Genomic DNA, 13,308 nt, shown 5'->3' on the forward strand with positions numbered 1-13,308 from the left:
GCCACAAATGTGGCTTTATGATAATATGAAATCAGAGACTTCTAAATTAAACTTTTTTGAAAATGACTGATCCATTTGTACCACCGAACCCAAAAGAGTTATTAAGTACATAATCAATCTTCATTTTCTTAGCAGCATTAGCAGCATAATCTAAATTACAACCATCGTCTAGGTTCTGAAGGTTAATTGTAGGAGGAGCTACTTGATCTTTTATCGATAGTACACTGAATATTGATTCAATTGCACCAGCAGCACCTAACAAGTGTCCAGTCATAGACTTCGTAGAGCTCATTACAAGATCTTTTCTATACTGGCCAATTATTTTTTCTGCAACTTGAGATTCTTGTACGTCGCCTAGAGGAGTAGAGGTGCCATGAGCATTTACATAGTCAATAGCATCAGGATCATTTTCAAGACCAGCATCTGCCAAAGCGTTTTGTATACATCTCTCTTGTCCTGGAGCATATGGCATAGTCATGTGATAGCCATCAGCAGACATACCAAAGCCAAGTACTTCAGCATATATCTTAGCTCCACGTGCTTTAGCCTTTTCATACTCTTCGAGTACAACAACACCAGCACCATCACCTAGAACAAAACCATCTCTATCTCTATCCCAAGGTCTAGAAGCACCTTGAGGATCATCATTACGAGTTGATAATGCTCTAGCTGCAGCGAATCCACCCATGCCTATAGCGTTACTAGCCTTCTCAGAACCACCAGCAAGCATAGCATCTGCATCACCGCTAGCAATTAATCTTGCAGCCATACCGATGTTGTGAGTACCAGTTGTACAAGCTGTAACTATAGGAACATTAGGTCCACGTAAACCATGGTTTATTGAAATAATACCAGATAGCATATTAACAATAGACGATGGAATACAGAATGGTGATATTTTAGAAGGTCCTTTTGTATCTATTATAGATTTAGTAGTCTCTAATGTTTCGATACCACCAATACCAGAACTGACACAAACACCAAACTTATATGAATCTTCTTCAGATACCTTATCAATACCAGCATCTTTTAAAGCTTCATTAGCAGCAGCAATACCATAGTAGCAGAAAGGATCTACTCTTTTGGCATCTTTCTTGCCTACAAGTGCATTTACATCAAAGTTCTTAATCCTTGCTGCAAACCTAACTTTAAATTCGCTAATATCTGGAGCAGGTGTATCGAAACCAGTTAATGTTTCTACACCACTCTTACCAGCCAAAATATTAGCCCAAGTTGTAGGGACATCATTTCCTAAAGGTGTTACCATACCAAGGCCAGTAACAACTACTCTACGATTAGATTTCATAATTTAAATTAACCTGTTTATATTCATTTAGAAAAAAGTACGAATATATCGTACGGACTTGGAGATTAATTTTGATTAGTTTACTTTAGAATCGATATAATCGTAAACATCTTTAACAGTTCTGATTTTCTCAGCATCTTCATCTGGAATTTCAGTATCGAATTCTTCTTCTAGAGCCATTACAAGTTCAACTGTATCTAAAGAGTCAGCACCTAAGTCATCGATGAAAGAAGCTTCTGGTTTAAGATCTTCTTCTTTAACACCTAGTTGCTCAACGATAATAGAGTTTACTTTAGCATATACTTCATTTGCGCTCATGTTTTTTTCCTTCTTATTTTTGTTTTGAAAAAATTAAAATTACTATTCAAATCCAATGATATTATTTTTTAATCAGTTTTGCAATAACTTTGCAAAATTTAAGCCATATACATTCCACCATTTACGTGGATAGTTTGTCCTGTTATGTATTTTGCATCATCAGAAGCTAAGAAAGCAACAGTTGTTGCGATATCTTTTGGTTCACCCATTTGACCTGATGGTATTTTAGTTGAAATGAATGATTTTTGTTCATCTGTTAGCTTATCTGTCATATCAGTTGTGATAAAGCCAGGGGCAACAACGTTTACTGTGATATTGCGTGTAGCAACTTCATAAGCTAATGACTTTGAAAAACCAATAACACCTGCTTTAGCAGCACAATAGTTTGTTTGTCCAGGGTTACCAGCTGAGCCTACTACAGAGCCAATTGAGATGATTCTACCCCATCTTTTTTTCATCATGCCTCGGACGCATTCTTTTGACATGCGGAAAATTGAGCTTAAATTTGTGTTGATTACTGCTTCCCACTCATCCTCTGACATTCTCATCATTAGATTATCTCTAGTTATACCTGCATTATTAACTAGTATATCTATAACTAGTTTTTCAGCTTTTACTTCAGCAAAGAAGTTTTTGATGCTCTCAATATCAGAGATATTTAAAACTAGGCCTCTAGCTTGAAAACCCTTGTTTTTCATTTCATTTTCAAACTTTTCTGCAGAGCCTTGGCTAGTGGCTGTGCCTATTACCATAGCTCCTCTAGTCGCTAGTGCTTGAGCAACTTCAAAACCAATACCTCTACTAGCTCCCGTAACTAGAGCAATCTTACCATTTAAAGACATTGTTAATCTCCTTTTAAATATTTTCTAAACTATCAACATTATTAGTGTCTTTGATAGTTAATGACTTATCGATTCTTTTTATTAGTCCTGACAAGACTTTATTAGGTCCGCATTCAATAACTTCAGTAACGCCAAGTTCAACTAACTCTTCTATTGATTGAGTCCAAAGTACAGGCTTGTAGAGTTGTTTAACAACGGCTGATTTTATCTCTGTTGGAGTTGCATGTGATGTTGCATCATAGTTTTGTACTATAGCAGTAGTGGGTTCTTTAAATTCTACATTATCAAGCTCTGACTCAAACTTATCAGCAGCATTTTTCATAAGTGAGCAGTGCGATGGTACGCTTACAGCAAGAATTTGCGCTCTTTTAGCACCTTTTTCTTTTGCAATTATATTCGCTTTTTCAACAGCAGCTTTTTCACCAGATATTACGACCTGACCAGTTGAGTTGAAATTAGCTGCTTCAACAACTCCAGCATCAGCAGCTTCTTCACAGCTGCTTATAACATCTTCATTTGATAGCCCTAGGACTGCACTCATCGCACATTCTTTATCAGTTACTGCATTTTGCATTAGTTTTCCGCGAGTTGATACTAGCTGCAGGGCATCTTTATATGAGATACATTCAGCTGCTAGAAGGGCAGTGTACTCTCCTAGGCTGTGTCCAGCAAAATATTCTACTTTGAGTTCTGGATTTTGCTCTTTCAATACTTTGTATATAGCATAACTTGTAGCTAGTAATGCTGGCTGAGTAAACTCAGTTTTGTTTAGTGTTGACTCATCATTTTGGATGATATTCCATAGATCGTAGCCTAAATGTGTTTTAGCTTCGTCAATAATGCTTCTGAACGTTTCAAATTTTTCATAATAATCTTGAAGCATCCCTAGTTTTTGTGAGCCTTGACCTGGGAAAACCACAGCTATTTTTGACATAATAATTCTCCTTTATGATATTGAAGTAACTTTCAAAAAAAGATTAAATTTTTGCAATAAATCCACCCCAGACAAATCCAGCTCCAAATGCTTCTGAGATGATTGTCTCGCCAGGTTTAATTTGGTTTGTTCTGACTGCATGGTCTAGTGCTAAAGGTATTGATGCTGCCGATGTATTACCATGATCTTGAAGTGTTGTAACTACTTTTGACATAGGCATATTTATTTTTTTAGCAGTTGAATTTAATATTCTATAGTTTGCTTGATGTGGTACTAACCAGTCAATTTCATTAGACTGTATCCCTGCTTCTTTAATTAAATCATCAGCAAGAGATGAAAGTCTTGAAACAGCAAATTTAAAAACTTTATTTCCTTCCATGATTAAGTATGGATCTATGTTTATTCCTTCTCCCCTCGATGTTGGAAGGTTGTTAGGCACATTTAGCATATCTAGACATGAACCATCAGTATAAAGTAAAGATGATAAAATCTTCTTCTCATGACTGGTTGAGATAACAACAGCACCAGCACCATCACCAAAAAGTACACAGGTAGAGCGGTCACTCCAGTCAAGAACTCGAGTCATTTTCTCAGCGCCAATTACTAAGATGTTTTTTGATGTTCCTGTTTCTACATATTGTTTTGCTATGTCAAGAGCGTATACAAACCCGCTGCAAGCTGCAGATATATCGAAACATCTAACGTTAAAATGATCAATCTTTAAGTTTTGGTGTACCATTGATGCTGTCGATGGCATAATAAAATCTGGTGTGCTCGTTGCTACTATTATCATATCGATGTCATTAGCATTAATCTCAGCAGACTCTAAAGCTTTTTCAGCAGCTTTAGTTGCCATGAAACTTGTAGTTTCTTTTTCATTTGCACAATGGCGTCTCTCTATACCAACTCTTTGTTTAATCCATTCGTCCGAAGTATCAACAAATTTACTTATATCTTCATTGGTTAAGATTTTTTCAGGTAAGTAACTTCCTGTACCAAGTATTTGCGAAAACATTATATAGTCATACCTATTTAGTTAGATTAGTAACAAAAACCATTATTGTAAGCAATCCAAAGAAAGCCTACTATCCTGAAATATTGTATCATGATTGAATGTGATTAAAGAACTTTTTCTAATGATTCTTGAATTGTTTTTGGTATATTGTGTTTGATTTCTTTGATTGCTTCATAAATAGCAGTTTCAAATGCATTGGCACTTGCACTACCATGACTTTTAACGACAATACCCGTTAAACCTAATAATGATGCGCCATTAAAACTATCTAGGTTCATTCCTTTTTTCATCTTTTTGAATAAAGGTAGAGACATGATTACAGGTATTTTCATAAGTAGCGATGTTTCTGTAATCGATTTTTTAATTAATGATTCTATAAGTCTTAAGCTACCTTCCATTGTTTTAAGGGAAACATTGCCGACAAAGCCATCACATACAATCACATCTGTACTATCATCAAAAATATGTTTTCCTTCAATATACCCTTGATAATTGATAAAATCACAACTCTGTAAAAGTTTTGAAGCATTTTTGATGTTATCTAAGCCTTTCATCTCTTCTTCACCAATATTTAGCAGAGATACTCTGGGTTCAGCTAAGCCTTTTGAGCTGGCAGCAAGTATTGAGCCCATGATTGCGAATTGGAAAAGCTGTTCAGAAGAGCAAACCACGTTCGCACCTAAGTCTAACATATAAGTTTTGCTGAGCTGTTTGGTCTCTCTATTAAATGCTGGAAGTGCATATACTATAGCAGGGCGATCTACCCCGTTCACAGTTTTTAAGACAAATTTGGAGGTTGCCATTAATGCGCCTGTATTACCAGCACTCACACATGCATCCACTGTACCATCTTTAACAAGGTTTATTGCTACACGCATTGAAGAATCTTTTTTCTTTCTTACGGCAATTGATGGAGACTCATCCATACCGACAGTTTCGCTAGCATGATGAATGGCAATTCTTTGTAAAACTGGCAGTTTTATTTTTTTGACTTTTGAATATCTGTCTAAAGCTCTTTTCACCTTGTGGTGGTCTCCGACTAATACTATTTGTAAGTTAGAGTCTTTCTTAACTGCTTCAAGAGCTGCTGGGATAGTGGTGTTTAGACCATTATCTCCACCCATTGCATCTATAGATATTTTGTAACCCATAATAAATAAAACTTCCTATGTCGCTAATTGATATATTTCTAAATACTCACTAACCAAGGCATAAGTAATAGTGTGAGATGATTCTAAAGGTTGACTGGAATGATATTAGTCTTCAGATTTTGTATCTACTACTTTTTTACCTTTATAAAAGCCATTTGGCGAAACGTGATGTCTTAAGTGCAGTTCACCTGTAGACTTATCAGTAGATAGAGTTGGAGTTGTTAAAGAATCGTGAGACCTTCTCATGTCTCTTTTTGATCTGCTTTTTTTGTTTTGTTGTACAGCCATTTTTAGATAACCTCTTTTATTTATATTTTTAAATTCTGTGTTACTTAAGCTTTTTGAGAACCTCAAAAGGATTCACTTTTTCTTCGGTAACAATTTCTTGCTCGCTATAGTATGAATGTTTTTTTGTCTTTTTACAAGAGCTAGAGTCTTTTTTTGGCGCCATGGGTAGTTCTAAAAGTATTTCTTCTTTGATAATATCTTGTAAATCTATTATTGCGCTTTCACAGATGAACGGTTCATGTAAGCTGTCTTGTACGAGCCTATCATCCTCAGTGATTATTATGCTGTTTGACACAGAGATAGGGTAGTTAAATTGCTCGAGTGATTCTTGGCAAATTAGTTTAAGTGAACCGTCTATGTGATATTTAATGCACGCATGATTTTTTTCTTCAAAAAAAGAGAATGAGCAGTTAAATATGTGTGTTGTATTAGCTATAAGTTTAGAAATGTTGTTTAAATTTTCTACAGCAATATTGATATTTTCTAAGTCTCTTTTTTGCTTTGCATATATGCCATAATTTACCTGGCTATGTTTGCCTTTCATACATTATATTTTCATTGTCGTATTGTTATACTATTCTATATACATTTCTTGTTTTATGAAAGTCTCTACTGTATCATCTTACTAGTTATATTTTTTTAAATTGACAATACAGTAAAAGGATCAAGTAATAATGTCTTTATCTATCCCTAGAGAATTTTCAAATGCTATAAGATTTCTATCTATCGATGCAACACTTAAAGCCAAGTCAGGACATCCTGGTATGCCAATGGGTATGGCGGATATCGCTACAGTTTTGTGGACCAAGTTTCTTAAACACAATCCTCAAAATCCAAGCTGGACGAATCGTGATAGATTTGTACTTTCAAATGGTCATGGTTCTATGCTTTTATACTCTTTACTGCATCTTAGTGGTTATGATTTGAATATAGACGATATTAAAAGCTTTAGACAGCTTCATTCTAAAACTCCAGGACATCCTGAATATGGTTATGCGCCTGGTGTAGAGACTACAACTGGACCGTTGGGTCAAGGTGTGGCTAATGCTGTTGGTATGGCACTAGGTGAAAAACTATTATCAGATAGATACAATACATCTGACTTGAAAGTAATAGATCATCACACTTATGTATTTTTAGGCGATGGGTGTCTAATGGAGGGTGTATCTCATGAAGCTTGCTCATTAGCTGGTACCTTAGGCCTAAATAAACTAATAGCATTTTGGGATGATAATAGTATTTCTATAGACGGGGATACAAAAGGCTGGTTTACTGATAATACAGTTGAGAGATTCAAAGCCTACGGATGGAATGTGATTGAAAATGTAGATGGTCATAATTTCGAAGCTATCGAAAAAGCTATAGCTAAAGCACAATCTGAACAAAGTAAGCCAACTTTGGTTTGCTGTAAAACGGTTATTGGGTTTGGCTCTCCAGAAAAGGCTGGTACCGCTTCTGTACACGGCTCACCTTTGAGTGAGCAAGAAAGAACCTCTGCTGCAAAAGAGCTTGGTTGGAATTATGCTCCTTTTGAAATTCCTAATGATGTATACAAATTCTGGGATGCTAAAGAAAAAGGTCAAGCTTTAGAGGCAAATTGGCAGAAACAATTGGATTTATATAAGAGTAATCCTAAGTTTGAAGAATTTGATAGAGTATTGAAAAAGCAGTTGCCTGCAAATCTTGAGCAAGAAGTTAATCAATATATTGCTTCACAATTAGCGAATCCTGTAAAAGTGGCTACGCGTAAAGCATCTCAGATGGCTTTAGAAGTGTTGTGTAAGAATATGCCAGAAATGTTTGGTGGTTCAGCAGATTTAACAGGATCAAATAACACTAATTGGAGTGGGTCAATTTGGCTGAACAATATTGATAAAGGAGCTAACTATCTTTCTTATGGGGTGAGAGAGTTTGGTATGGCTGCTATTATGAACGGTCTAAGTTTATACGGTGGTTTAAAGCCATACGGAGGTACATTCTTAGTATTTAGTGATTATTCTAGAAATGCTATTAGAATGTCTGCTCTTATGAAACAGCCTGTTGTGCATGTGATGTCACATGATTCAATCGGGTTAGGGGAAGATGGCCCTACTCATCAACCTATTGAGCACGTTCCTAGTTTAAGATTGATACCAAACTTGAATGTTTGGAGACCAGCAGATACTATAGAAACAATGGTTGCTTGGAATGAAGCGGTTAAGTCTAATGAGACTCCAAGTGTTATGGTACTAACGCGTCAAGGTTTAGAGCCTGTGGTTCAGACTAAAGAACAAGTTTCTAATATTGTGAAAGGCGGATATTTAGTCAGAAATAATAACGATGCTAGACTAACTATTGTAGCTACTGGCTCAGAAGTCGAGTTAGCTATTAAAGTAGCAAAAAAATATGAAGACAAAGGGGTGGAGGTTAATGTTGCTTCTATTCCATGTGTCGACGTTTTCGATACTCAAACTCAAGAGTATAAAAAATCAGTAATAAGAGATGATATTCCAGCGATTTTTGTTGAGATGGCTCAGCCTGATGGATGGTATAAGTATATGCCTAAAGCTGGTGGTGAAGTAAAAGGGATTTATAGTTTTGGTGAGTCCGCGCCAGCTGAGGATTTATTTAAGCATTTCGGTTTTACTGTAGAAAATATCAGCAACATAGTTGCTAAATATGTGTAATAAACTTTCGAAAGATAATATCTTAAGGAGATTAAAATGAGAGTTGCAATTAATGGTTTCGGTAGAATTGGTCGTTTAGCTTTTCGTCAAATGTTTGACAAGGCTGGTATAGAGATTGTTGCGATCAATGATTTAACAAATCCAAAAATGTTAGCACATTTATTAAAATATGATTCCGCTCAAGGTAGATTTTCAAAAGTAGCTGTTACAACTGCAAAAGATGATGCTATTGTTGTAGATGGTAAAGAAATTAAAATATATGCTGAAAAAGATGCAGCTAATTTGCCTTGGGGTGAATTGAAAGTGGATCTAGTATTAGAATGTACAGGTTTTTATGTATCAAAAGCAAAGTCACAAGCTCATATTGATGCTGGTGCTAAAAAAGTAGTTATTTCAGCTCCTGCTGGTAATGATTTGCCAACAGTAGTTTTTGGTGTTAATCATGATATATTAACTGCAGATGAGAAAATTATTTCAGCAGCTTCTTGTACAACCAACTGTTTAGCTCCTATGGCTAAAGGTCTTCATGATTTAGCAACAATTGAAAGTGGATTTATGACAACTATTCATGCTTACACTGGTGACCAAAATACTTTAGATGCACCTCATGCTAAAAATGACTTCCGTCGCGCAAGAGCTGCAGCTGTAAATATTGTACCTAACTCAACTGGTGCTGCTAAAGCTATTGGTTTGGTAATTCCTGAACTTGCAGGTAAGTTAGATGGAGCTGCTCAACGTGTTCCCGTTCCTACTGGGTCATTAACAGAATTAGTTGCTGTAGTGTCTAAGAGTGTAACAGCTGAAGATGTAAATGCTGCTATGAAAGCTGCTGCTAATGAATCTTTTGGTTATACAGAAGAAGAGTTAGTATCTAGTGATATCATAGGAATCTCTGAAGGATCATTATTTGATGCAACTCAAACTAAAGTTACTTCACTTGGAGATAAGTCTCTAGTTAAAGTTGTATCTTGGTATGACAATGAAATGTCATATACAAATCAAATGATAAGAGTAGTAGAGTACTTTGGAGCTCTGTAAACACTTATAGGTGGTATAAATGAGTTTTCTAACATTAAAAGATGTTGATCTTAAGAACAAGAAAGTCTTAGTTCGTGTTGACTTTAATGTGCCTGTCAAAGATGGCAAGGTTACAAGCAAAGTCAGAATAGAGGCAGCTATTCCAACTATTCAGTATATTTTAGATCAAGGTGGAGCAGTGATTTTAATGTCACATCTTGGTCGCCCTACAGAAGGCGAGTATGACTCTCAGTTTTCACTTGAACCTGTTGCTGAAGCATTATCCCAAATCATCAATAAACCAGTTAGATTTGCTAAAGATTGGCTAAATGGTGTTGATGCTAAAGCTGGTGAAATTGTTATGTGCGATAATGTACGTTTCAATAAAGGTGAGAAAAAGTCTGACGATGAGCTATCAAAAAAAATAGCAAGTCTTGGTGATGTATTTGTTATGGATGCATTTGCTACAGCTCATAGAGCTCAAGCATCGACTTATGGAGTAGCTAAGTATGTGCCTGTAGCGTGTGCCGGTCTACTTTTGGCTAATGAAATCAAAGCACTAGAAAAAGCTTTGAAGGCTCCTAAGAAACCAATGGCTGCTATAGTTGGTGGATCTAAAGTTTCAACAAAGTTATCTGTTTTACACAATCTTCTTGATAAGGTTGAGATTCTTATTGTTGGTGGAGGTATTGCAAACACTTTCATAAAAGCTGAAGGATTTAATATTGGTAATTCACTATATGAAGAAGATCTAGTTGGTGAAGCTAAAGATATCTTGGCAAAAGCGAAAGAGTTTTGTGTAAACATACCTGTACCGGTAGATGTAAGAGTTGCCAAAGAGTTTAGCGAAAATGCTGTTGCAGTAGTTAAAGATGTTGCTGATGTTGCTGATGATGAAATGATACTAGATATAGGTCCAAAGTCTGAAAGAAATATTGCAGAGCTTTTAAAATCTGCTAACACTATTCTATGGAATGGTCCTGTAGGGGTATTTGAATTTGATAATTTTGCAGAAGGTACAAAAGCTCTATCATTAGCGATAGCTGAATCAGATGCTTTCTCTGTTGCAGGCGGTGGTGATACTATTGCAGCGATTGAGAAATTTGATATTAAAGAAAAAGTGTCTTATATATCAACTGCTGGTGGAGCATTTTTAGAGTTTCTTGAAGGTAAGAAACTACCTGCTGTAGAAATATTTAAAGAGAAAGCAACTATATAACTGTAGGTTATTTATATGAGAAGAACGAAAATTTTAGCTACGCTTGGTCCTGCTAGTGAATCTAGAGAAGCGTTGACAGAGATGATTAAAGCAGGTGTTAATGCGGTAAGATGTAATTTTTCGCATGGATCTGCTGAAGATCATCGTAAAAGAGTTGATCTGATACGTCAAATTGCAAAAGAACAAGATACTTATGTCGGTATTTTAGCGGACTTACAAGGTCCAAAAATAAGACTATCGAAGTTCAAGAATGGTTCTGTGATAATCAAGAAAGGTCAAAAATTCACACTTGATGCAGATCTTGGTATCGAAGATGGTGATGAAAATACAGTTGGTATTGACTATAAAGAGCTTATTCAAGATGTTAAGAAGGGCGATATACTATTGGTAGATGATGGTAAAATTGTTCTAGAAGTTGATTCTGTTAAAGGTAACAAAGCTGTAACAAAAGTTGTTATCGGTGGTAAAGTTTCTAATAACAAAGGGATCAACAAAAAAGGCGGTGGACTTACTGCACCAGCTTTAACAGATAAAGATAAGCAAGATATCAAAGTAGCAGCTATGCTTCAGGTGGATTTCTTAGCTGTTTCATTTGTTAGAGATGGCAAAGATATGGAATATGCTCGCCAGCTTGTTAATGAGGCTGGTTGGAAGCCTGCAATGGTTGCTAAAATCGAGCGAGCAGAAGCCGTATTAGAAGATAACCTCAAAGGCATTGTTGACGCTTCTGATCTTGTGATGGTGGCTCGTGGTGATTTAGCTGTTGAAATCGGCGATGAAAATGTCCCTACTGTACAGAAATTAATTATTAGTACAGCCAGAAGAAATGAGAAGGGTTCTATCACAGCTACTCAAATGATGGAGTCAATGATTGAGAATTCATCTCCTACTCGTGCTGAAGCATCTGATGTAGCAAATGCTGTATTTGATGGTACTGATGCAGTGATGTTATCAGCTGAAACAGCTGTTGGTAAGTATCCTGTTGAAACTATTTCTGCAATGTCAAGAATTTGTGAGTCTGCAGAAAGAAGTAAGTATACGCATATTACTAAAAAGCAAAAAATTGCTGATTGTGATAGAGTGGATCATGCTGTATCAGTCGCTGCTGTTAAAATAGCCAATGACATTGGAGCAAAAGGTTTAATTGTATTGACAGAGGGTGGGAATACTTCACGCTGGATGTCACGTATAAATTCTGATTTACCTATTTATGCACTATCACGTAATGCTACAACATTAGGAGCAATGACATTGTTTAGAGGAGTTGTTCCTCTATATTTTGACTCTACTAGAATGTCTAAGCTGTATGTCAATAGATCTGCTTCTATGGAGTTGGAAAGCAGAGGCTTGGCCAAGGATGGTGACATTCTTGTTTTAACAAGTGGTGATAGTATGGGTGTACATGGAAGCACAAACAAAATTAAAGTAATAATTGCAGGTCAAGTAAGATAAGGAGATAAACATGGCTTTAGTTTCATTGCGTCAACTATTGGATCATGCTGCAGAGCATGGATATGGGTTGCCAGCATTTAATGTAAATAATCTTGAGCAAGTAAGAGCTGTTATGGAAGCTGCTGATAGAGTTAACTCACCAGTTATTCTACAAGGTTCTGCGGGTGCAAGAAAGTATGCAGGAGCTCCATTTATAAGACACTTAGTTCTTGCAGCGATTGAAGAGTATCCTCATATTCCAGTTTGTATGCACCAAGATCATGGTACATCTCCATCTGTTTGCCAAAGATCTATTCAATTAGGTTTTTCATCTGTAATGATGGATGGCTCATTAAAATCAGATGGTAAAACTCCTTCTGATTATGAGTATAATGTTAATGTTACAAAAACTGTTTCTGATATGGCTCACGCTTGTGGTGTATCAGTTGAAGGTGAGCTTGGATGTCTTGGTTCATTAGAAACTGGACAAGCAGGAGAAGAAGATGGTGTTGGTGCTGAGGGTACTTTGTCTATGGATCAAATGCTTACAGATCCAGAAGAAGCTGCTGATTTCGTTAAGAAAACAAAAGTTGATGCTTTAGCAATTGCTATAGGTACTTCTCACGGTGCTTATAAGTTCACTAAGCCACCTACAGGTGATGTATTATCTATCAAGAGAGTAAAAGAAATTCATGCAAGAATTCCTGATACTCACTTAGTAATGCATGGCTCATCTTCAGTACCTCAAGATTGGTTAGAAGTAATCAATACTTATGGTGGTGCTATGGGTGAGACTTATGGCGTGCCAGTAGAGGAAATCGTTGAAGCAATTAAATATGGTGTGCGTAAGGTAAATATTGATACTGATTTACGTATGGCTGCTACTGGAGCGATTAGAAGATTTATGGCAGAAAATCCTGCTGAATTCGATCCACGTAAATATAATGCAGTAGCAAAAGCAGCAATGTCTGAAATTTGTCAGGCTAGATATGAAGCGTTTGGTAGTGCTGGTATGGCTAGTAAAATTAAGCCAATTTCACTTGAAACAATGTTCCAACGTTATGAAAGTGGTGAACTTGATCCAATCGTGAAATAATATTTCTTTCTAATTTTTCTATATT

13 protein-coding genes are annotated in these 13,308 nt (G+C 36.2%); 5 read left to right on the top strand and 8 right to left on the bottom strand.

Features of this window, described 5'->3' with window-relative positions; translation table 11 throughout:
- Positions 1-46: 46 nt before the first annotated feature.
- From fabF to F7308_RS04935, 8 genes are all read right to left on the bottom strand, one after another.
- On the bottom strand, positions 47-1,306 hold the full coding sequence (gene fabF, locus F7308_RS04900; protein ID WP_013922749.1) for a beta-ketoacyl-ACP synthase II: 1,260 nt from the start codon (positions 1,304-1,306) through the stop codon (positions 47-49).
- Positions 1,307-1,381: 75 nt separating this feature from the next.
- Positions 1,382-1,624 carry an acyl carrier protein gene (acpP, locus tag F7308_RS04905; protein ID WP_004287370.1) on the bottom strand — a complete coding sequence of 81 codons (243 nt, stop codon included), beginning with the start codon at positions 1,622-1,624 and terminating at the stop codon, positions 1,382-1,384.
- 98 nt (positions 1,625-1,722) lie between these two features.
- Positions 1,723-2,466: a 3-oxoacyl-ACP reductase FabG gene (gene fabG / locus F7308_RS04910; protein ID WP_013922750.1), complete on the bottom strand. Its 744-nt coding sequence runs from the start codon at positions 2,464-2,466 to the stop codon at positions 1,723-1,725.
- A gap of 13 nt (positions 2,467-2,479) precedes the next feature.
- A complete protein-coding gene (fabD, locus tag F7308_RS04915; protein WP_013922751.1) occupies positions 2,480-3,400 on the bottom strand; it encodes an ACP S-malonyltransferase in 921 nt (306 codons plus the stop codon).
- A 43-nt stretch (positions 3,401-3,443) separates the two neighbouring features.
- Positions 3,444-4,415, bottom strand: coding sequence for a beta-ketoacyl-ACP synthase III (locus tag F7308_RS04920; RefSeq protein WP_013922752.1), 972 nt, complete (start codon positions 4,413-4,415; stop codon positions 3,444-3,446).
- Between the two features lie 104 nt (positions 4,416-4,519).
- On the bottom strand, positions 4,520-5,566 hold the full coding sequence (gene plsX / locus F7308_RS04925) for a phosphate acyltransferase PlsX (protein ID WP_013922753.1): 1,047 nt from the start codon (positions 5,564-5,566) through the stop codon (positions 4,520-4,522).
- Positions 5,567-5,671: 105 nt separating this feature from the next.
- Entirely contained in the window at positions 5,672-5,854 is a 183-nt protein-coding gene (rpmF, locus tag F7308_RS04930; protein WP_013922754.1) for a 50S ribosomal protein L32, read from the bottom strand.
- A gap of 40 nt (positions 5,855-5,894) precedes the next feature.
- Positions 5,895-6,398 (bottom strand): YceD family protein, encoded by a 504-nt coding sequence (locus F7308_RS04935; protein ID WP_013922755.1) that lies wholly within the window; start codon positions 6,396-6,398, stop codon positions 5,895-5,897.
- A gap of 130 nt (positions 6,399-6,528) precedes the next feature.
- Here F7308_RS04935 and tkt point away from each other — a divergent pair, with 130 nt between their 5' ends.
- From tkt to fba, 5 genes are read left to right on the top strand one after another with little or no spacing between them, the layout of a single operon-like run.
- Positions 6,529-8,520: a transketolase gene (gene tkt, locus F7308_RS04940; protein WP_013922756.1), complete on the top strand. Its 1,992-nt coding sequence runs from the start codon at positions 6,529-6,531 to the stop codon at positions 8,518-8,520.
- Positions 8,521-8,556: 36 nt separating this feature from the next.
- Positions 8,557-9,558, top strand: coding sequence for a type I glyceraldehyde-3-phosphate dehydrogenase (gap, locus tag F7308_RS04945; protein WP_013922757.1), 1,002 nt, complete (start codon positions 8,557-8,559; stop codon positions 9,556-9,558).
- Positions 9,559-9,577: 19 nt separating this feature from the next.
- Positions 9,578-10,756 carry a phosphoglycerate kinase gene (locus F7308_RS04950; RefSeq protein WP_013922758.1) on the top strand — a complete coding sequence of 393 codons (1,179 nt, stop codon included), beginning with the start codon at positions 9,578-9,580 and terminating at the stop codon, positions 10,754-10,756.
- A 15-nt stretch (positions 10,757-10,771) separates the two neighbouring features.
- Positions 10,772-12,208, top strand: coding sequence for a pyruvate kinase (gene pyk, locus F7308_RS04955; protein ID WP_013922759.1), 1,437 nt, complete (start codon positions 10,772-10,774; stop codon positions 12,206-12,208).
- Between the two features lie 10 nt (positions 12,209-12,218).
- Positions 12,219-13,283 carry a class II fructose-bisphosphate aldolase gene (gene fba, locus F7308_RS04960; RefSeq protein ID WP_013922760.1) on the top strand — a complete coding sequence of 355 codons (1,065 nt, stop codon included), beginning with the start codon at positions 12,219-12,221 and terminating at the stop codon, positions 13,281-13,283.
- The last annotated feature ends 25 nt before the right edge of the window (positions 13,284-13,308 follow it).

This window comes from Francisella salina (genome assembly GCF_000219045.1).
GTDB classification, from domain to species: Bacteria; Pseudomonadota; Gammaproteobacteria; order Francisellales; family Francisellaceae; genus Francisella; species Francisella salimarina.

Excerpts from the sequence above, each read along its gene's own strand:
- fabF (WP_013922749.1), bottom strand. The coding sequence starts at position 1,306 with ATGAAATCTAATCGTAGAGTAGTTGTTACTGGCCTTGGTATGGTAACA.
- acpP (WP_004287370.1), bottom strand. The coding sequence starts at position 1,624 with ATGAGCGCAAATGAAGTATATGCTAAAGTAAACTCTATTATCGTTGAG.
- fabG (WP_013922750.1), bottom strand. The coding sequence starts at position 2,466 with ATGTCTTTAAATGGTAAGATTGCTCTAGTTACGGGAGCTAGTAGAGGT.
- fabD (WP_013922751.1), bottom strand. The coding sequence starts at position 3,400 with ATGTCAAAAATAGCTGTGGTTTTCCCAGGTCAAGGCTCACAAAAACTA.
- F7308_RS04920 (WP_013922752.1), bottom strand. The coding sequence starts at position 4,415 with ATGTTTTCGCAAATACTTGGTACAGGAAGTTACTTACCTGAAAAAATC.
- plsX (WP_013922753.1), bottom strand. The coding sequence starts at position 5,566 with ATGGGTTACAAAATATCTATAGATGCAATGGGTGGAGATAATGGTCTA.
- rpmF (WP_013922754.1), bottom strand. The coding sequence starts at position 5,854 with ATGGCTGTACAACAAAACAAAAAAAGCAGATCAAAAAGAGACATGAGA.
- F7308_RS04935 (WP_013922755.1), bottom strand. The coding sequence starts at position 6,398 with ATGAAAGGCAAACATAGCCAGGTAAATTATGGCATATATGCAAAGCAA.
- tkt (WP_013922756.1), top strand. The coding sequence starts at position 6,529 with ATGTCTTTATCTATCCCTAGAGAATTTTCAAATGCTATAAGATTTCTA.
- gap (WP_013922757.1), top strand. The coding sequence starts at position 8,557 with ATGAGAGTTGCAATTAATGGTTTCGGTAGAATTGGTCGTTTAGCTTTT.
- F7308_RS04950 (WP_013922758.1), top strand. The coding sequence starts at position 9,578 with ATGAGTTTTCTAACATTAAAAGATGTTGATCTTAAGAACAAGAAAGTC.
- pyk (WP_013922759.1), top strand. The coding sequence starts at position 10,772 with ATGAGAAGAACGAAAATTTTAGCTACGCTTGGTCCTGCTAGTGAATCT.
- fba (WP_013922760.1), top strand. The coding sequence starts at position 12,219 with ATGGCTTTAGTTTCATTGCGTCAACTATTGGATCATGCTGCAGAGCAT.